This is a genomic window from Stenotrophomonas sp. YJH_SMC_53, from assembly GCF_059369995.1.
The window spans coordinates 102,891-121,600 of the sequence record NZ_JCAFTF010000004.1; the positions used below are offsets into that span (position 1 = coordinate 102,891).

An 18,710-nucleotide genomic window follows, 5' to 3' on the forward strand; every position below is an offset into this window, starting at 1 on the left:
GCTGCGTTGCATCAAAAAACGACCGGATCCGGTTAGAATCGCGGATGGATGCTGCAAGGCGTTGTTTCTTCACGCCCTTTCCCTGCCCCACGCGCATCCTGACCCCTTCCCCTCCGCCAACGATCCCGCCCCCATGAAGAAATTTGGCAAGGCCCTGCTCGCCCTGCTCGTGCTGCTGTTGCTGGCCGCCGCGCTGTTCCTGTACTGGCCGCTGACCCAGCGCTCCGTGCCCGCCGCCAGCAACGACAAGCCCGTCGATGTTGTGCTGGTCGGCGCCGGCATCATGAGCATCACCCTGGCCACCTACCTGCAGGAACTGCAGCCGGACTGGAACATCCAGGTCTACGAACGCCTCGACGGCGTCGCCGGTGAAAGCTCCGATGGCTGGAACAACGCCGGCACCGGCCACTCGGCGTTCGCCGAACTGAACTACACCCCGGAACTGCCCGACGGCAGCATCGAGACCAAGCGCGCGGTCGGCATCGCCGAATCGTTCGAGGTCTCGCGCCAGTTCTGGTCGCACCAGGTGAAGGAAGGCCGGCTGAGCCAGCCCAGCGACTTCATCAACCCGACCCCGCACATGAGCTTCGTCTGGGGCGACGACAACATCGCCTACCTGCACAAGCGCCAGCAGGCCCTGGTGAAGAACCCGCTGTTCTACGGCATGCAGTACTCCGAGGATCCGGCGCAGATCAAGCAGTGGGCCCCGCTGCTGATGGAAGGCCGTGACCCGAAGCAGAAGGTTGCCGCGACCTGGATGCCGCTTGGTACCGACGTCAACTTCGGTGTGATCACCCGCCAGCTGACCGCCGGCCTGCAGCGCAGCCCGAACTTCAGCCTGCACCTGAACCATGAAGTGACCGCCCTGCGGCAGAACGCCGACAAGAGCTGGAACGTCACGGTGAAGGATCTCAAGGCCGGCACCGAAACCACCACTCACACCCGCTTCGTGTTCATCGGTGCCGGCGGCGCCGCGCTGAAGCTGCTGCAGATGTCGGGCATTCCGGAATCGAAGGACTACGCAGGCTTCCCGGTCGGTGGCCAGTTCCTCGCCTTCCAGGGCCAGGACGTGACCTCGCGCCATGGCGTAAAGGCCTACGGCATGGCCGAAACCGGTTCGCCGCCGATGTCGGTGCCGCACCTGGATGCACGCAAGCTGGACGGCAAGCCGGTGGTCCTGTTCGGGCCGTTCGCGCTGTACAGTACCAAGTTCCTCAAGCACGGCTCGTGGTGGGACCTGTATTCCTCGGTGACCCACAACAACGTTGGCCCGATGCTGGAAGTGGGCAAGGACAACCTGGACCTGGTGCAGTACCTGATGGGCCAGGCGCGCCTGAACGATGCCGACCGCCAAGCCGAACTGGTCAAGTACTTCCCCAATGCCAAGCCGGGTGACTGGAAGCTGGTCACCGCCGGCCAGCGCGTGCAGATCATCAAGCGCGATCCGCTGAAGGGCCCGGTGCTGCAGTTCGGTACCGAGATCGTGACCGACAAGGACCACACCATCGCCGCGCTGCTCGGCGCGTCGCCGGGCGCGTCGACCTCGCCGCCGATCATGCTGGACCTGATGGCCAAGGCCTTCCCGGACCAGATGAAGGCCGGTTGGGAAACCCGCCTGCGCGAGATCGTGCCGTCGTACGGGCGCAAGCTCAACGACAGCGCCGCACTGGTCAACGAGATCCGTACGCTCACCAGCCAGACCCTGCACCTGCCGTACCTGGAGGTGCCGGTGGATGCGAACGCGGCGGTGCCGGCTCCGGCCGCTGCGGCTCCGGCACCGGCCAAGGAAAAGCGCAATGCCAATGAGGAACTGCAGGCGCTGTAAGCCCGCGCGTTCCTTCGATGCAGACGGACGGCCACCTTCGGGTGGCCGTTTGTTTTTGTGCGAGGTGGGTCGGATCCCTCCCGCACGGGAGGGCTCTGACCTGCGATTGGGCGTCGATGATGGGGTCAGAGCCCATTGTCTGCAGCAACGGGATCCGACCCCAGCCCGCCACTGCTCCGCGCCGGGAAGCCCCTGCACAATGACGCGAATTGTAATGTTGTTAAGAATTATTTACATTTGCACCCTGCGCAGTGATCGCGCCGCTCCAGATGGACCTGACCGTGCCCGAAGCCGCCGCCCCGGGTGCTGGACGACTGTTGCCGCCCTTCCCCGTTTCCAAGCCTCGAGCCCACCATGCCCCTGCCTGTCCGTAACCGCCTGCCCCGCCGCGCGCTGCTGCCGGCTGCCCTGCTTTCGTCGCTGACCCTGCTGGCCACGCCCGCCGCGTTCGCCGCCACCGATGCCGCCGGCGATGCCAAGACCCTGGACCGGGTCAGCGTCCGGGCCGAGCAGTCCGCTCCGCCGGCCAGCACCACGCGCCTGCCGATCACCCTGCAGGAAACCCCGCAGTCGGCCACCGCGATCAGCCTGCAGCGCCTGCAGGACGAATCACTGTTCAGCATCAACGATGTGATGCGCAACGTGACCGGCGTCAGCGTGTCCTTCTATGACACGCAGCGCCCGCTGTACTACGCGCGTGGCTTCGCCATCACCGACTTCCAGGTCGACGGCATTCCCACCTACAGCGGCTCCACCAACCAGGAATACGACACCGCCTTCTACGACCGCATCGAAGTGATCCGCGGTGCCAACGGCCTGCTCAGCGGCGCCGGCGTGCCGTCGGCCACGGTCAACCTGCTGCGCAAGCGCCCCGGCAAGGAATTCGACGCGTCGTTCGCGGTCAGCGCCGGTAGCTGGGACTACCGCCGCATGGAAGCCGACGTCACCGCGCCGCTGACCGATGACGGCCGTTTCCGCAGCCGCGTGGTCGCCGCTTACACCGATCGCGGGCTGTACTACGACCGTTACGACGAGAACAAGATGGCCGGCATGGCGGTGCTGGAAGGCGATGTCACCGACAGCACCACCCTCACCCTCGGCTACCAGACCCAGGACAACAACCCGACCGGTTCGACCTGGGGCACCGTGCCGTTCTTCGACAGCCAGGGCAATTTCGCCCATCTGCCGCGCTCGACCAACCTGTCGCCGAAGTGGAGCTACTGGAAGCGCGAGAGCAACACCGCCTTCGCCAACCTGGAGCAGCGTTTCGGCGACAACTGGCTGTTGAAGATCAACACCGCCTACACCCGCGGCAACGTGCAGAACGTGCGCCTGTACGGCACCGGCAACCCGGACCCGGTGACCGGCTCGGGCATCTACCTGCGTGCCGCCGCAGGTGATTCGAAGGACACCCGCCGCAATGTCGATGCTTACCTGACCGGCAGCTTCCCGCTGTTCGGCCGCGACCACGACCTCACGATCGGCGCCCAGTGGTCGGACCTGGAAGGCACCACCAATACCGTGTCGCTGAACTTCCCGGGGGACTGGGCCACCTGCGGGCGTGAGCGCTGCTACTACATCCCCAATGTGTACTCCTGGAACGGCGACATTTCCGAGGTGACCTACACCCGCACCGGCGCACGCCGCGTAGCGAAGACCACGCAGAGCGGCGTCTATCTGGCCACCCGCCTGCACCTGGCCGATCCGCTGTCGTTGATTGCCGGTGCACGCCTGAGCCGCTGGGAAACCCTCACCCGCTCCTACAACGCCACCGGCGCCTATACCGGCACCAGCGGTGCATACAAGGTGAGCGATGAAGTCACTCCGTACCTGGGCCTGGTCTACGAGATCACCCCGAACGTGTCGGCCTATGCCAGCTACACCGAGATCTTCAATCCGCAGAACTACAAGGACCGCAACGAGAACCTGCTGGCGCCGGTGCAGGGCTCGAACCTGGAAGCGGGCATCAAGACGCAGTGGTTTGATGGCCGCCTGACCGCAAATGCCGCTGTGTTCGAGGCCAAGCAGGACAACTACGCGGTGCGTGACATGGGCGTGCCGGAAGGCACGCTGAGCGACGGCAGCTCGGCCTACATCGGCGTGAACGGTACCAAGGCGCGCGGTTGGGAGATGGACGTCAACGGCGAGATCCTGCCGGGCTGGACGGTCAATGCCGGCTACACCCACGTCAAGGTCACCCGCGCCGCCACCGACCTGCTGTACGCCAACCCGCCCAAGGACCTGCTGCAGCTCAACACCCAGCTGCAGCTGCGCGGCGCGCTGGAACGCCTGAGCATCGGCGGGGGCCTGCAGTGGCAGAGCAGGGTGCAGGGCTACAACATCGCCTACCCGCTGGGCGGCACGGTAACGGTGAACCAGCCAGCGTATTCGCTGGTCCAATTCAATGCCAACTACCGAATCAGCGACAACTGGACCGCGACGCTGAGCGTGCGCAACGCGCTGGACAAGACCTACTGGGCGAACCTGGACTACAACAACTTCGGCGAGCCGCGATTCGTATCCGCCAGCCTGCGCTGGAAGTTCTGAGGCAGCCAGGGGTTGCCGGGCTGTGCCCGGCACCTTGTAGCGTCGAGCCATGCTCGACTGCTTTCTTGCTCAGGCACGGCGACGTTGAAGCGAAGAGCAGTCGAGCATGGCTCGACGCTACAGGGACCTCAATCGCCGCAGCTGCCGCCGCCCCCCCCGCCGCCATCACTGCTGCAGTCGGAGCTGCTGTGGCTGTGATGGCTGTGGTTGTCATCTGAGTAGCCACCTGAGCTGTCGTAGCTTGCGCCGCCATCCCCCCGGCTGCCCGAGCCATCGGCCGTAGCCACCGCCATGCACAGGATGGCGCCGACCAGCGGCAGCAGCCAGACCAGCAGCAGCTGCACCGTCCGGCCACCCGCCGACAGTCCATCACGCCTGACGATCACCACGGTGGCCACCACGTTCAGGCCCAGCACCAGCAGGACCAGCAGAAGGGCAACGATCAGCATTCGGCGACTCCATGCCTGGACTGGAGGCATTATGGCCTGCCACCCCGGCAATGGCCCTGCCTGTCATGAAGATGGGACAATGTGGGGGCGCGCCGGCCTGCCCCGTGGCCGCCGGCGCCCCTCGCACCACACGGAAGAAGAAGAACAACAACATGCTGAAAGTCATTTTCGATACCGACCCGGGCGTCGACGACGCCCTGGCCCTGCTTTACCTGCACAAGCACGCCCAGATCGACCTGATCGGTGTCACCACCACCTTCGGCAATGCCTCGGTGGAGTCGACCACGCACAACGCGCTGTACCTGAAGCAGGCCTGGGGCTTCGCCGCCCCGGTAGCGCGCGGTGCCGATGGCCCGCTGCAGCCGGAAGCCACCCCGGAAGCGTGGCCGGTGCACATCCACGGCCACAACGGCCTGGGCAACCACCCGGTGCCGGCCAGCCTGGACGTGGCCGCCGATGCCCGCCCGGCCCATCAGCTGATCATCGATCTGGTCCGCGCCCATCCGGGCGAAGTGACCCTGGTCGCGGTCGGCCGCATGACCAACCTGGCCCTGGCCCTGCAGCAGGCCCCGGACATCGCCGGCCTGGTACGCGGTGTGGTGATCATGGGCGGCGCCTTCCACGTCAACGGCAACATCACCCCGGCCGCCGAGGCCAATATCTGGGGCGATGCCGAAGCCGCCGACGTGGTGTTCACCGCCAGCTGGCCAGTCACCGCGATCGGCCTGGACGTGACCACCCGCGTGGAAATGGACCGTGACGGCCTGGATAAGCTGGCCACCATCGGCGGTGCCGACGCCGAGCTGGTCCGTGCGCTGTCGCAGGATTACGTGGACTTCTACCTGCAGGCCGGCCACAAGGGCATGGTCGTGCATGACTGCTGCGCGTGCATCGCGCTGACCCGCCCGGAACTGTTCCAGTTCGAGCGCGCCAGCGTGCGCGTGGCCACCGACGGCGTCGCCCGCGGCATGACCATTCCCAAGCCGGAAGGCCTGGCATTCGGCCCCAGCGTGTGGGACGGCCACGTGGTGCAGTCGATCGCCATCGGTGTGGATGCGGCCGCGGTACTGGCCGACATCGAGCAGACCCTGAAGGTCTGACCGGCTAGCGCCTGGCCCTGCCCGGGACCGTCTCGGGCAGGGTCCACAGCACCGGCAGCACCAGCACCGCCACCAGCGCGATCATCGCGCCCGGCGCCGCCGCCCAGCCGCTGCGCTCCACCCACCATTGCGCCAGCCATGGCGTTGCCCCGCCGAAGAAGGCAGTGGCCATTGTTACTCCCAGTGCCAGGCCGCTGACCCGGCCTTCACCTGGGAACTGCTCAGCCGTGGCCGGGGCGGCCACCGCGCTTACACCGCCGGCCACGCAGGCCAGCAGCACCGCCGCCAGCACGATGCCCAGCGCCGTCGCCTGTGCCATCCACGCAAACAGGGACAGCGGCAGCAGCGCTGCCAGCACGGTCAGGCCCAACAACACCGGCCGTCGTCCGACCCGGTCCGACAATGCGCCACACAGGGGCGTGATCGCAATCACTGCCACCGCCGCGATCGTCGACAGCCACAGTGCGTCACCCTCATCGTGGCCCTGCGCGTGCAGGAATGCAGGCACATAGGTGATGCCCACGTAGTAGGTGATCGATCCCAGCGCCGAAATCGCGAACGTGCGCGCCACCGCCAACGGATGATGCTGCAGCACATGCCGCAGCGGTGTGGCGGGAATGCTGCCTTCGCGGCGCTGGCGCTCGAACTCCGGCGACTCGTGCATGCCCGAACGCGCAATCAGGATCACCAGCGCAAGCGCAGCGCCGACGAGGAACGGAATCCGCCAGCCCCAGCTGTCCAGCTGCGGTGTGGGCAGCAGCGCGACGGTAAGTGCAGAGATCGCCACCGCCAGCAGTGCGCCCACTTCGCTGGCCGCCGAAGCCAACGACGTAACCAGGCCGCGTCGGCGCGCCGGTGCGCTTTCCAGCAGGTACGCCACCACGCCGGTATATTCGCCGCCCACCGAGAACGCCATCACGCAGCGCAGCACCAGCAGCAGCACGCCGGCCGTGGCGCCTGCGGTGGCCGCAGTCGGCAGCAGCGCGGTGGCCAGCATTGCCGCTGCCATCAACGCCATCGACGCAAGCAACATCCATCGCCGGCCGAGCCGGTCACCCAGGTGACCAAAGCACAGCGCGCCCAGCGGACGCATCAGGTAGGACACGGCGAATCCGGCCAAGGTGACCAGCAGCGCCTGCTCGCCACCGCCGAAGAACACCCGCGACAGCACCGTGGCGAAGTACAGGTACAGGGTGAAGTCGTACCACTCCACCACCGTGGACAGGCCGGCCACCCACATCGAGCGCTGTCGCGCCACAGTCATTGCGTATTCGCCTTCAACAGCCTCGATCCCGGATGTACAGGTTCGGCGCAGCGTGGCATGGACGGGGTGAAATACCGGTCATCGGCTGTCCGCTGCCTGCATGTACTGGGTTTCATGGCCGGTGAAACGTTCGCCGTCAAAGCCGAAGCAGAAGCGCCCCTCCTCGAACACGCGGTAGACCAGCAACGCGCCATCGAGGCAGAACTGCTGCTGGTCCACGCCCGTTTCCAGTGTCCCGTATCCGGTTGCATCACCGTCCTTCCCTGCCGGCCCGGTGAAGGCATCGAACGGCAGTGGCGTCGCCCTGCCTGTGCGGGTATCGACCAGTACCAGCGTGCGCTGGAAGTACTCGGGTCGATCATCGACCTGTACCAGCAGATAGTACTGGTTGAAATTGGGTTTCCGATGCTGGAGGGCATCTTCGATGGCTGCGCGGTGCCGCGCATCGCAGAAGTCGACCGGGCTGTAGCGGTAGCTGCAACCGTCGTGATCGTAGGGCAGGTTCATGCCGGAATAGCTGATGCTTCCCTCGCTGTCCACGTCGTGGCCCAGTTCCGGGGTGCTGCACAGCAGCCACGAACGCTGCGCATCCTCCGGGTCGGCCAGCAGCTTCGGCTCGCGCCCTTCCTCGTAGGCCGCACCACCCGGGAAGTCCTGCCCGAAACGCTGGCGGACGATGGGACGTGCCTTCTCCAGCGGCAGGCCGATCCTGGCCCCACGGAACGAAACGAACGTCATCGTCGGCAGGATCACTTCCTCCACCGGCAGCCCCTTCCATTGCCCCTGCACGCAGAACGTGGCGATCTCGTTCTCCCCGTCTTCCTTGCAGGGTTTCGGTGCGTTCGCCGCCAACCAGGGATGGGCCGGGCGCCCGGTCTGCTGATCGATGTACCAGCCGTCCAGCGCGCAGGTCGGCAAGGCATCCAGTAGTGGAGAGAGGTCTGCTGCGGTGGCCGGGGCGGCAAGCGGTGGGCCCGCTGTGGGTGCCACGGTCGACGCGTCCGGTGTGCGCTGGCAGGCCGCCAGCGCGAGTAGACCGGACAGCAGCGCGACGTGGCGCGGACGCCGGATTGAATGCTGCGTTCCCTGCATTGCGTGTTTCCTGGTTTCGACACTCCCTGCAGATGATCGCCGATCCCGGGGCCGTGCAGGATTGCCGCGGATCCCACATCGGGGTCAGAGCCCTTTGCCACCGGCCAAGGGATCCGACCCCGCCCGTTGCCCCGGCAGCTGCAGTTCCGCCCGCAGGCCGCCACCCTCGCGGTTGTGCAACCGCAGCGAGCCGCCCAGCGACTGCGCCAGCTGCACCGCGATGGCCAGGCCCAGGCCGGTCCCGCCGGTATCGCGATTGCGCGAGCTTTCCAGCCGGTGGAACGGCGCCAGCACTGCCTGCAGCTGGCCCTCGGGAATACCGGGGCCACGGTCGGAAATGCTGATCCACACCCTTCCGGCCTCATCGCGACCCGCCTCGATCTCGGCGGCACCGGCGTAACGCAACGCGTTGTCGACCAGATTGCCGACCACCCGGCGCAGCGGCTGCGGCCAGGTCTGCACGACCAGTCCAGCGGGCGCACCACCAATGACCGGCTTTCCCATGTCCTCGTAATCGCCGACCACACTGGCCAGGAACGCGCCCAGGTCCATCGACACCGGCGCGCCACTGGCGACGTGGCTGCTGCGCGCATAGGCCACGCCCTCACGCACCAGTTGACCCAGGTGGTCGAGGTCGGCCAGCAGCCGCTGCTGGGTGCTGTCTTCAGGCAGGGTCTCCACCCGAAGCTTCATGCGCGTGATGGGGGTCTGCAGGTCATGCGAGATCGCGGCCAGGATCTGCAGGCGCTCACTGACATGGCCACGAATGCGTGCCTGCAGTGCATTGAGTGCAGCCGCCGCGCCGCCCACTTCCGCAGGGCCATCTTCAGGCAGTGCAGGCCCGTCCTTGCCCGGCTGCAGATGCTCCACCGCATGCGACAGCTGCTGCAGCGGGTGCAGGGCCAGGCGCACCGCCAACCACGCGCACACCAGCAGCAGCGCCAGCTGCACCAGCAGCACGGCGGGCAGCCAACGTGCCAGCGGCAGGCCCGACGGAGTGACTTCAATGGTCAAGGGTGTGCCGTCGTGCAGGCGCAATTCCACCTCGAACCGCTCCGGCAGGCGAGCCACCTGGCGCGCCTGCAACGGATAGCGGTGCTGCAGGCTGTCGTCGATGATCGCCGTGACCTGGCGTGCACGGTCGGTCTGCAGCCCTGGTCCGGCCGCGGCCGGGCGCAGCAGGTAACGGTAGGTGCGCCGCTCCAGCCGCGGCACCCAGGCCTCACGCTGCGCCACAGGCAGGTGCTCCAGCAGCGCGACACTCACCGCCACATCCTCGTCGAGGTTGCGCAGCATCATGCTACGGGTGGACTGGTAGCGTTCGAAGAACAGCAGGCCGAAGGACAGCGCGTGGGCCAGGGTGAGTCCGCCCAGCAGGACCAGCAGCAGCCGCGCCGACAGCGTGCGCGGCCAGCGTGGACGGCGTGCGCAGGTGTTCATTCGTCCGGCCCCAGCAACTGCACCGGCACGCTGAACACATAGCCTTCGCTGCGCACGGTCTTGATGTAGGTCGGCTCGCGCGCGTCGTCACCCAGTCGCTGGCGCACGCGGCTGACCAGCAGGTCGATCGAGCGATCAAACAGTTCGGCATCGCGGCCCTGGGTGAGGCTGAGCAGCTGGTCACGACTAAGCACCCGATTGGCGTGGTCGAGGAACACGCGCAACAGGCGGAACTCGGCGCCACTGAGCGGATACGCAGTGTCCTGCGCATCCAGCAGATGGCGCGCGGTGGTGTCCAGGCGCCACTCGCCGAAGGCGAGCTGGCGCCCGGCCTCGCTCACCTGCAGGTTCGGCGGCAGCATCTGCGTGCGGCGGATCACGGCGTTGATGCGCGCCAGCAGTTCGCGCGAGGAAAAGGGCTTGGTCACGTAGTCGTCAGCGCCCATTTCCAGGCCGATGATGCGATCGGTTTCGTCATCGCGGGCGGTCAGCAGCACCACCGGCACCGCACGATGCTTGCCGGCGCGCAGGTTGCGGCACAGGCTCAGGCCGTCCTCGCCCGGCATCATCACGTCCAGCACCACCAGATCCACCGCATGGGTATCCATCAGCGCGCGCATGGCCCGGCCACCGTCGGCCTGGCTCACGCGCAGGCCGTTGCGCTGCAGGTAGTCGGCCAGCATCTGGCGGATCTCGCTGTCATCGTCGACGACCAGGATGTGCGGTACATGGTTCATTGCGTTCTCGATGAAGACGGAGGTCAGGGCCGCGCTGCGCGGCCATGGTAGCGCGGCTCAAGGGCTGGCCAGCAGGCGCTGGATCTCGCTTTCGGTACGTGCGTAGTCGCCCTCGCCGTAATGGCGGTAGACCACCCGCCCCTGCCGGTCGAGCAGGTACAGCGCGGGCCAGAAGCGGTTGCCCCAGGCGTTCCAGATCCGGTACTGGTTGTCCTGCACCACCGGCCAGGTGATATCCAACCGCGCGATGGCCTTGCGCACGTTGCCGGGCAACCCTTCATGGGCGAATTCCGGCGTATGCACGCCGATCACCTTCAGGCCCTGCGGCGCGTAGCGTGCATGCCACTGGTGGACATACGGCGCCACGTTGAGGCAGTTGCTGCAGGTGTAGGTCCAGAACTCGACCAGCACCACCTGTCCCCGCAACTGCTTCAGTGTGAGCGGTGGGCTGTTGTGCCAGGGCCCGCCACCGTCGAACCCGGTGGCGGGAACGGCCTGTGCCGGCCGCGCATCGGCCTCCGGGCTGGGCCATGCCAGCAACAACACCGCTCCGCCCAGCAGGCCCAGCAGCAGCGGCAGTGCGTACCCTCGCAGTGCGGCCATCGCTCAGCCCCCCTGCTCGGCCAGCGGCAGCTCCACCGGCTTCACCCCCGCCGCTTCCAGGATGCTGTCGGCCACCTGCGCCGGATGCGAAAGCAGCGACACATGGCTGCTGCCGATCGATTGCAGCTGAGCACCGATGCGACGTGCGGTCGCGGCCTGCAGCTGTGGCGACAGCATGCGGTCATCACGGCTGAGCACGTACCAGCTCGGCTTGCTGCGCCAGGCCGCCACGTTCACCACCTCGCCCAGCGCGCTGGCCTTCAACGGGACCTGCGTGCTGTACAGCAGTGCGGCCGACTTTTTCATCACGTCCGGGGCGAAGTCCTGGGCGATGGCATCGGCCGGCAAGGTCAGGTAGCCATCCCTCTCCTGCAGCCGGGCCAGGCCCGGCCCAACCGGGAAGCCTTCGCCCTGTTGCGCCGAAGACTGCCCTGCATCCGGTGCGAAGGCCGCCACGTACACCAGCGCCTGCACCTTCGGGTCATTGCCCGCTTCGGTGATGACCGTGCCACCCCAGCTGTGGCCGACCAGCACCACCTTGCCAGGCGCGGCGGCAATCGCGCGGCGGGTGGCCGCCACATCGTCGGCCAGTGAGGTGAGCGGGTTCTGCACCGCCACCGCCGGCACCTTCCAGTCGTGCAGCGTGGTGAGGACCTTGCTCCAGCTGGAGCCATCGGCGAAGGCGCCGTGCACCAGGATGACGGTGGGCGGTGCAGCGGTATCGGCCTGGGTAGCGAAGGCGGGGGCGGCAGCGCCGGCCAGGGCGAGAGCGGCGACAAGCAAGGAGGTACGGATCATGGGTGTCACTCCGGTGTTGGGAGTGGCCATTTCCGCCTGCCGGTGTATCGGCGCTGTTTCTCCGTGGCGCGGGGTTGTACCGGACTGTAGGGCGCAGGCGGGTTTCTACACTGGGATACATTTGCGCGACGGGCCAGGCCGGCTACTACCGGCCGGACATCGTTCCCCGCCCGCGTGCGCACAACGCCCCGGTGTGCATCCACGCATCGTCTTTGTATCGGACTGTACGAAACCCCGGTCGCGGCCACAGTCGCTGACAAAACCCCGGGCAACGGCACACGTTGCCGATACCTGCACCACCTGGAATGGCCTCCATCGACCACTGGCCCGCAGGACACCATCATGATCAGCACCGCCTCTTCCGTGTATACCCCCCGCCTGGACGCCGTCGGCCGCTGGCTGTCGCCATTGGCGCTGCGCACCCTGCTGGCCTGGGAGTTCTTTGAGTCCGGCCGCGAGAAGCTGGGCGGCCAGAACTGGTTCGCCGACCTGGAAGGTCGCTTCCCGTTCCCGTTCTCCACCCTGCCCGCATCGTTGAACTGGCAACTGGCCACCTGGCTGGAACTGGTGGGTGCGGTGATGCTGCTGCTCGGCCTGGCCACGCGCTCGGTGGCCTACGTCTTCTGGGTGTTGACGGTGGTCGCCATCGCCGCCGTGCACTGGCCCGACCAGTGGAACGGCCTGAGTGAACTCTGGCAGGGCTACGCGATCACCGACCAGGGCTACGGCAACTTCAAGCTGCCGCTGCTGTTCCTGGCCATGCTGCTGCCATTGATCCTCAACGGCGGTGGCGCGCTCAGCGTGGACCGGCTGCTGGCCGGCCCACAGCATGCCCCCGTCGGCAATGACGGCCTGGGCTGGGGCGTCAGCCTGATCGCCCTGTTGCTGCCGGTTGCCGCGCTGTTGCCCGGCGTCGGCTTCGGCGGCGCCCTGCTCGGTGGCGTGCTGCTGCTGGGCTACGCGCTGCGCCGTCGTCGCACCGCCTGACCTGCTTCGCCCCTTCCCGCGCTTCTTCCTTTCGTTTCCGTCGCCTTCAGGCGGCGTCCATCCCGCACGCCTGGCGTGCCATCCCCAAGGAGTCACCACCATGTCCGTCTCGACCAAGAACACCCCCTCCTCCCGCCTGCCGCGCATTGGTGCCATCGGCATCGCCCTGGCCGGTGGCCTGCTGCTGGCCGGCCAGGCCGCAGCGATCCAACCGCTGGCGATCAGCGCCGTCGCCATGAGCGCCGCCGCCGAAGGCAAGTGCGGCGAAGGCAAGTGCGGGGCCAACAAGGCCACCACCGGCAAGCCCGCCGGCAAGGCCAAGGTGGCCGAGGGCCAGTGTGGCGAAGGCAAGTGCGGCGACGCCTCGTTTGCCCGCACCGACCGTGACCACGACGGCAAGGTCTCGCGCGCCGAGTTCAACGCGGTGGCCGCCAAGCGTGCCGCCGAGTTCGACCGCATCGACACCGACCACGACGGTTACATCAGCGAGCAGGAAGCGCACGACTACCTGCGCAGCGTCTACACCGCCAACGGCAAGCCGATGCCGAAGGGTCTGTTCTCCCGCGTTGCCGATTGATCGACGTCCAACCGGCGCCGCCTTCAAGGCGGCGCCCTCTCTCTGGAGCATCCGCCATGTCCCTGCCCCTGCCCTCCAATGCCGCCGGTCTTGGCCTGCGCCGTGGCCTGATCGACGAACTGCTGGCAATGCCGGCCGGTGCCATCGACTTCCTCGAAGTGTCCCCTGACAACTGGATCGGCGTCGGCGGTGCACACGGCGCCGCGCTGCGCCAGCTCAGCGAGCGCCACCCCCTGACCTGCCACGGCCTGTCGCTGTCGCTGGGAGGTCCTGATCCGCTGGACCGCACCCTGCTGGCACAGACCCGTGCCTTCCTCGACCTGCACCAGGTGCAGTTGTACAGCGAACACCTGAGCTACTGCGCCGCCGGCGGACATGTCTACGACCTGCTGCCGCTGCCGTTCACCGCCGAAGCCGTACAGCATGTCGCCGGTCGCATCGCCCAGGTGCAGGACATGCTGGGCCGGCGCATCGCCGTGGAGAACATCTCCTACTACGCCGTTGCCGGCGCGGACATGAGCGAGATCGACTTCATCAACGCCGTGCTCGCCGAAGCCGACTGCGACCTGCTGCTGGACGTCAACAACGTCTTCGTCAACGCCTGCAACAACGATTACGACGCTTTCGAATTCCTGGCCCGCGTGCCGTCCCACCGTGTTGCCTCGCTGCATGTGGCCGGCCATTTCGATGAAGGTGATGGCTTCAAGATCGATACCCACGGTGCCCCGGTGAAAGGCGTGGTCTGGGCGCTGTTGCGCGAGGCCTATGCGCGGGTCGGCGTGCGCCCCACGCTGCTCGAACGCGACTTCAACTTTCCGACGCTGGCGGAGTTGCTGACCGAGGTTGCGCGGATCCGCCAGGCGCAGGTCGAGGCACGTTCACCCGGGGTGGCCCATGGCTGAGTCGCTGGCTACCCTGCAACGGCGCTGGGCCGATCATGTGCGCGACCCAGCAATGGCCGCACCCGACGGCGTCGAGGCGGGCAGGCTGGCGGTATACCGCCGCCTGTGCATCGACAGCCTGGACGCCCTGCTGGCCGGCAGCCTGCCGCGCCTGCAACAGCAGTTGGGCACGCCACACTAGCGCGACACAGTGGAGCACTACTACGCCCACCACGCCTGCCAGACCCCGTTGTTCCCACAGATCGCCGGCGAATTCACGGCCTGGCTGGCAGTGCAGGACACGCTGGCACTCCCGGCTTGGGCAGCGGAACTGGCGCACTACGAGAGCACGCTGCAGTCGCTGCACATTGAAGCGCGTGACGCCGGGCAGTCGCTGCACAGCGTTCCCGAGGGCAGCGATGTGCTGGCGGTTTCGCCGCTGGTGCGGGTGCTGGGCTACAAGTCGCCGGTGCACGAGGACGAGGGGCTGGAACCGGTGCCGAGCGCTGCGCCCACGCTGCTGCTGATCCGGCGCCTCGCCGATTTCAGCCTGCAGGTCGAGCAACTGTCGCCGCTGGCCTACGCGCTGCTATCGATCTTTGGTGACGACGGCGCAGCTGTGGAAGCAGCACTCCGGGCGCTGTCCGAGGCACATGGCGTGGCAACGGACGCATTGCGCGCGGCCTGCGCGCCGGTACTGGGCGAGCTGTGTGCGGCGAGCGTGCTGGTTGTGCCGAACGACTGTTGAGGGTGCCGGCCAGCGGCCGGCGCTACCCACTCATCGCCCGGCCAGCGGCCGGTGCTCCCCATTCCTGCTTCGAGGTCTCACCATGCCTGCTTACAACACTTCCTTCCTGCACGGCTGGCGCCTGTTTGTGGCCATGGCCGTGGTCCTGATCGCATTCGCGCTGGCGGCCTTCGCCCTGTATCCCGATGCAGCCGAAGGCAGCCGTGCGGCGATACGGGTCACTGCACGTACATCGTTCCTGCTGTTCCTGGCGGCGTTCACCGCATCGTCGTTCGCCAGTCTTCTGCCCGGCCCATTCACCCGGTTCCTGCTGCGCGAACGGCGCACCGTCGGTTTGTCCTTCGCGTTTTCGCACCTGCTGCATGCCATCGCCATCACCAGTTTCGGCATCCTCAACCCGGCGTTCTGGCCAGCACGATCCGCGCTGGCCAACCTCCCGGGCACGGTGGGCTACATCGCCATCCTGGCGCTGGCCATCACCTCGCATCGGGGGATCGCCCGCCGCATGGGCCCCACCGCTTGGCGTCGCCTGCACCTGACCGGCATGTGGATCATCGCGGCGGTGTTCACCTACTCGTACTTCAAGCGCGTGCCAGGCAACTTCTGGTATGCGGTGCCATCGGCACTGCTGTTCACCGCCTTCGTGGTGCGCTGGATAGCCAAGCGGGCGCAGTCACTGCGGCGCAATGCGCATGCGCGGCCGCCGCTGCGGAGTTCTTGAGGTGGCGGTTACTTGTAGAGCCGAGCCCATGCTCGGCTGCCTCTCTGGTTCAGCCGAGCATGGGCTCGGCTCTACAGAGGGATCCCAGCGCGATAGGCAGCGAACTCACTGCGCAAAGGGACCTCCCCACTTCAGGTCACGGCGCGCGGCGCAATGTCACCAGGGTGATCTCCGACGGCACGCCGATGCGCGCCGGGAAACCGGCCCAGAGGCCCGCACCGTTGCCCACGTACAGCGTCATCCCATCCACGTCATAGCGGCCGGAGACAAAACCGCCATTGGCTCGCTTCACCAGCTGGTCCATGCCGATGATCTGCCCACCGTGAGTGTGCCCGGACAATTGCAGCTTCACGCCGCGCGCCGCCGCCTCGCGTGCATTGCGCGGGCGATGATCGAGCAGGATCACCGGCGCGGACGGATCGGCACCCTCCAGTGCAGCCTGGAGATCCGGCAGCGGCAGGCCGTAGCGTGCCGCCACCGGGTCGGTGACACCGGCGATGGTGAGCGCCGCATCGCCGCGTCGTACCTGCAGATGACTGTTCTCCAGCACCTGCATGTGCAGCGCGCGGAACGCCTGCATCCACTCCTGGTACTGCGCGTAGTACTCGTGGTTGCCGGTAATGGCAACGACACCGTCCGGCGCCCGCAGATCGGCCAGGGGTCGCGCGTCGTCGCGACGGGCCTCGACGCTGCCGTCGATCAGATCACCGGTGATCACGATCAGGTCCGGCTTCAGCGCGTTGCCCTGGTCCACCACCCTGCGCACCCAGTCACCTGTCAGCAGGCGGCTGGCATGGATGTCGGTCAGCTGCAGCACGCGATAGCCGTCGAACGCCGCTGGCAGCCCGGCAATGCTCACCTCGATCTGCCGCGGCTGGGGCACTGCCATGCCCTGGCTGACACCATAACCACTGACCAGCAGGGCCAGCACGCCGGCCGCCGGCCGCAGCTGCGGTGCACGCAGGGCCGATACCATGCGCGGCCAACGCAGCAGGCGCGAAACCAGCAGGCCGGCGTCCAGTACCAGCATCACCAATGCCAGCAGCAGCACCGCCGTGGAGCCGGTGGCCAGCGTGGCGATGGCCAGTTTCGGAATTTCCGGCGACGCCATCGTGCCCCAAAAGGTCGCCACGATGCGCAGCTGCACGGCCACAGCCACCATCAGCAGCGACAGCACGACCTTCAACCCGATGGGCATGCGCAGCGGCCAGAACAGGCGCCAGGCCACATACAGGCCCATCAACAAACCGATCGTACTCAGCACTGCAACCATCCATGACAAAAAGCGGGCCCGCCATGGTGACGGCTGCGGGCCATGTTGTGTAGAGCCGAGCCATGCTCGGCTGCATCCCCGAAGCCCAGCATGGGCTCGGCTCTACAACGGCTGGTCGAGGTGTTCCACCCGCAGGCGGGCAATGCGGCGCTTCTCCATCGCCAGCACGGTGATGCGCACACCCGCCACCTCCACCGCATCGCCGGTGTCCGGCAGCCGGCCCAGCTGCTCCAGCACCAGCCCGGAGATGGTCATGTAGTCGGCACTGCGTGGCAGCGATACGCCGGTCAGCCGCTGCAGGTCGTCCAGGGTCAGCGCACCGTCGGCCTCCCACTGGTCCTCGCCCTGTGCGACCACGCCATAGCGCTCGTCCTGGGTATCGACCAGATCGCCGGCAATCGCCGCCAGCAGATCGTTGGCGGTCACCAGGCCCTCCACGCTGCCGTACTCATCCACCGCCACCGCCAGCGGTACCGGATGCTGGCGGATCAGTTCCAGCGCCTGCAGCGCACTGGCGCTGGACAGCACGTACTGCGGCTCGCGCAGGTTGCCTTCCAGCTGCAGCGGCCTGCCCTGCAGCAGGTCAGCCAGCAGGTCGCGGCTCTGCACCACGCCACGCAGGCTGTCCAGGTCACCATCGCCCACCAGCAGCCGGGTGTGTGGCGAGGCCACCAGGCGGGCCACCACATCCTCCTGGCCCCGCGCCAGGTCGATCCACTGCACATCCGCGCGCACGGTCATTACGCTCGACACCGGACGGTCAGCCAGGCCCAGCACGCTACGGATCATCTCGTGCTCGGCCGGCTGCAGGCGCTCTTCGGCATCTACCGGCTCGTCCACGCCGTCATCGGCATGGCCGTTGGCCGGGCGCGCCCCGAGCATGCGCAGCACCGCATCAGCGGTGCGCTGGCGGAACGGCTGGCGGCGCTCGTTGCGCTCACGATTGAAACGCACCCACTGATTGAACGCCTCGACCAGGATCGAGAAGGCGATCGCCGCGTACAGGTAGCCCTTCGGGATCTTGTAGCCCAGGCCCTCGGCCACCAGGCTGAAACCGATCATCAGCAGGAAGCCCAGGCACAGCACCACCACGGTGGGATGCTTGTTGACGAAGCGGGTCAACGGCTTGCTCGCCAGCAGCATCAGCGCCATCGCGATGGTGACGGCGGCATACATCACGCCCAGGTTGTCGACCATGCCGACCGCGGTGATCACCGAGTCCAGCGAGAACACCGCATCGAGCACCACGATCTGCGCCACCACCATTGCGAAGCTGGCGTAGACCTTCTTGCCGTCTTCGTGGTGCGCGCGGCCTTCCAGCCGTTCGTGCAGCTCCATGGTGCCCTTGAACAGCAGGAACAGGCCACCGCCCAGCAGGATCAGGTCACGCCCGGAGAAGCTGTGCTCGAACAGCGTAAGCAGCGGCGCGGTCAGTTTCATGATCCAGGCCAGCGCCGCCAGCAGCACCAGCCGCATCAGCAGGGCCAGTGCCAGGCCGATCACCCGCGCGCGGTCGCGCTGGTGTGGCGGAAGCTTGTCGGCAAGGATCGCGATGAACACCAGGTTGTCGATGCCGAGCACGATCTCAAGCACGACCAGGGTTGCAAGGCCCATCCATATCGAAGGGTCAGCCAACCATTCCATTTCAGGTCCGTTTCGTCAGTAGGT

The 18,710-nt window shown here is 67.1% G+C and carries 18 protein-coding genes; 9 read left to right on the top strand and 9 right to left on the bottom strand.

The window, feature by feature from the left end; translation table 11 throughout:
• The first annotated feature begins 133 nt into the window (after positions 1–133).
• Positions 134–1,825 (top strand): malate dehydrogenase (quinone), encoded by a 1,692-nt coding sequence (gene mqo / locus AC5P7X_RS07615; protein ID WP_005415670.1) that lies wholly within the window; start codon positions 134–136, stop codon positions 1,823–1,825.
• Positions 1,826–2,179: 354 nt separating this feature from the next.
• On the top strand, positions 2,180–4,372 hold the full coding sequence (locus tag AC5P7X_RS07620; protein WP_329841487.1) for a TonB-dependent siderophore receptor: 2,193 nt from the start codon (positions 2,180–2,182) through the stop codon (positions 4,370–4,372).
• Positions 4,373–4,500: 128 nt separating this feature from the next.
• Here the strand turns inward: AC5P7X_RS07620 and AC5P7X_RS07625 are convergent, their stop codons facing one another.
• Positions 4,501–4,821, bottom strand: coding sequence for a hypothetical protein (locus AC5P7X_RS07625; protein ID WP_329841485.1), 321 nt, complete (start codon positions 4,819–4,821; stop codon positions 4,501–4,503).
• Between the two features lie 152 nt (positions 4,822–4,973).
• Between AC5P7X_RS07625 and AC5P7X_RS07630 the strand changes: the two genes are divergently transcribed.
• Complete coding sequence (locus AC5P7X_RS07630) at positions 4,974–5,921, top strand: nucleoside hydrolase (RefSeq protein ID WP_005415667.1); 948 nt, start codon at positions 4,974–4,976, stop codon at positions 5,919–5,921.
• Between the two features lie 4 nt (positions 5,922–5,925).
• On the opposite strand, the gene AC5P7X_RS07635 is transcribed toward AC5P7X_RS07630, so the two are convergent.
• From AC5P7X_RS07635 to AC5P7X_RS07660, 6 genes are all read right to left on the bottom strand, one after another.
• Complete coding sequence (locus tag AC5P7X_RS07635; protein WP_171958110.1) at positions 5,926–7,185, bottom strand: MFS transporter; 1,260 nt, start codon at positions 7,183–7,185, stop codon at positions 5,926–5,928.
• A gap of 78 nt (positions 7,186–7,263) precedes the next feature.
• The gene (locus AC5P7X_RS07640) at positions 7,264–8,277 is read right to left on the bottom strand and encodes a hypothetical protein (RefSeq protein WP_329841484.1); all 1,014 of its coding nucleotides are present in this window, start codon (positions 8,275–8,277) and stop codon (positions 7,264–7,266) included.
• An 84-nt stretch (positions 8,278–8,361) separates the two neighbouring features.
• The gene (locus tag AC5P7X_RS07645) at positions 8,362–9,717 is read right to left on the bottom strand and encodes a sensor histidine kinase (RefSeq protein ID WP_329841482.1); all 1,356 of its coding nucleotides are present in this window, start codon (positions 9,715–9,717) and stop codon (positions 8,362–8,364) included.
• Complete coding sequence (locus tag AC5P7X_RS07650) at positions 9,714–10,454, bottom strand: response regulator (protein WP_005415664.1); 741 nt, start codon at positions 10,452–10,454, stop codon at positions 9,714–9,716. Before AC5P7X_RS07650 ends, AC5P7X_RS07645 begins: the two co-directional genes overlap by 4 nt.
• A gap of 57 nt (positions 10,455–10,511) precedes the next feature.
• Complete coding sequence (locus AC5P7X_RS07655; RefSeq protein WP_095377751.1) at positions 10,512–11,057, bottom strand: redoxin family protein; 546 nt, start codon at positions 11,055–11,057, stop codon at positions 10,512–10,514.
• A 3-nt stretch (positions 11,058–11,060) separates the two neighbouring features.
• Positions 11,061–11,855 carry an alpha/beta fold hydrolase gene (locus AC5P7X_RS07660; RefSeq protein WP_329841479.1) on the bottom strand — a complete coding sequence of 265 codons (795 nt, stop codon included), beginning with the start codon at positions 11,853–11,855 and terminating at the stop codon, positions 11,061–11,063.
• 342 nt (positions 11,856–12,197) lie between these two features.
• Between AC5P7X_RS07660 and AC5P7X_RS07665 the strand changes: the two genes are divergently transcribed.
• The 6 genes from AC5P7X_RS07665 to AC5P7X_RS07690 all read left to right on the top strand — a co-directional run bounded on the left by AC5P7X_RS07665 (position 12,198) and on the right by AC5P7X_RS07690 (position 15,769).
• Entirely contained in the window at positions 12,198–12,842 is a 645-nt protein-coding gene (locus AC5P7X_RS07665) for an HvfX family Cu-binding RiPP maturation protein (protein WP_206620963.1), read from the top strand.
• A gap of 100 nt (positions 12,843–12,942) precedes the next feature.
• Positions 12,943–13,419: an HvfA family oxazolone/thioamide-modified RiPP metallophore gene (locus tag AC5P7X_RS07670; protein ID WP_069139051.1), complete on the top strand. Its 477-nt coding sequence runs from the start codon at positions 12,943–12,945 to the stop codon at positions 13,417–13,419.
• Between the two features lie 56 nt (positions 13,420–13,475).
• Positions 13,476–14,321, top strand: coding sequence for an HvfB family MNIO-type RiPP peptide maturase (locus AC5P7X_RS07675; protein WP_346607745.1), 846 nt, complete (start codon positions 13,476–13,478; stop codon positions 14,319–14,321).
• Positions 14,314–14,502 (top strand): HvfC/BufC family peptide modification chaperone, encoded by a 189-nt coding sequence (locus tag AC5P7X_RS07680; RefSeq protein WP_495214696.1) that lies wholly within the window; start codon positions 14,314–14,316, stop codon positions 14,500–14,502. The genes AC5P7X_RS07675 and AC5P7X_RS07680 overlap by 8 nt, the downstream gene beginning before the upstream one ends.
• Before the next feature lie 9 nt (positions 14,503–14,511).
• Positions 14,512–15,048: an HvfC family peptide modification chaperone gene (locus AC5P7X_RS07685; RefSeq protein WP_495214697.1), complete on the top strand. Its 537-nt coding sequence runs from the start codon at positions 14,512–14,514 to the stop codon at positions 15,046–15,048.
• An 82-nt stretch (positions 15,049–15,130) separates the two neighbouring features.
• A complete protein-coding gene (locus AC5P7X_RS07690) occupies positions 15,131–15,769 on the top strand; it encodes a ferric reductase-like transmembrane domain-containing protein (RefSeq protein ID WP_053497626.1) in 639 nt (212 codons plus the stop codon).
• Positions 15,770–15,905: 136 nt separating this feature from the next.
• Here the strand turns inward: AC5P7X_RS07690 and AC5P7X_RS07695 are convergent, their stop codons facing one another.
• Both AC5P7X_RS07695 and AC5P7X_RS07700 read right to left on the bottom strand, forming a co-directional pair.
• Entirely contained in the window at positions 15,906–17,042 is a 1,137-nt protein-coding gene (locus tag AC5P7X_RS07695; RefSeq protein WP_053497624.1) for a metallophosphoesterase, read from the bottom strand.
• A gap of 102 nt (positions 17,043–17,144) precedes the next feature.
• Complete coding sequence (locus AC5P7X_RS07700; RefSeq protein WP_138952972.1) at positions 17,145–18,686, bottom strand: TerC family protein; 1,542 nt, start codon at positions 18,684–18,686, stop codon at positions 17,145–17,147.
• Positions 18,687–18,710: the final 24 nt, after the last annotated feature.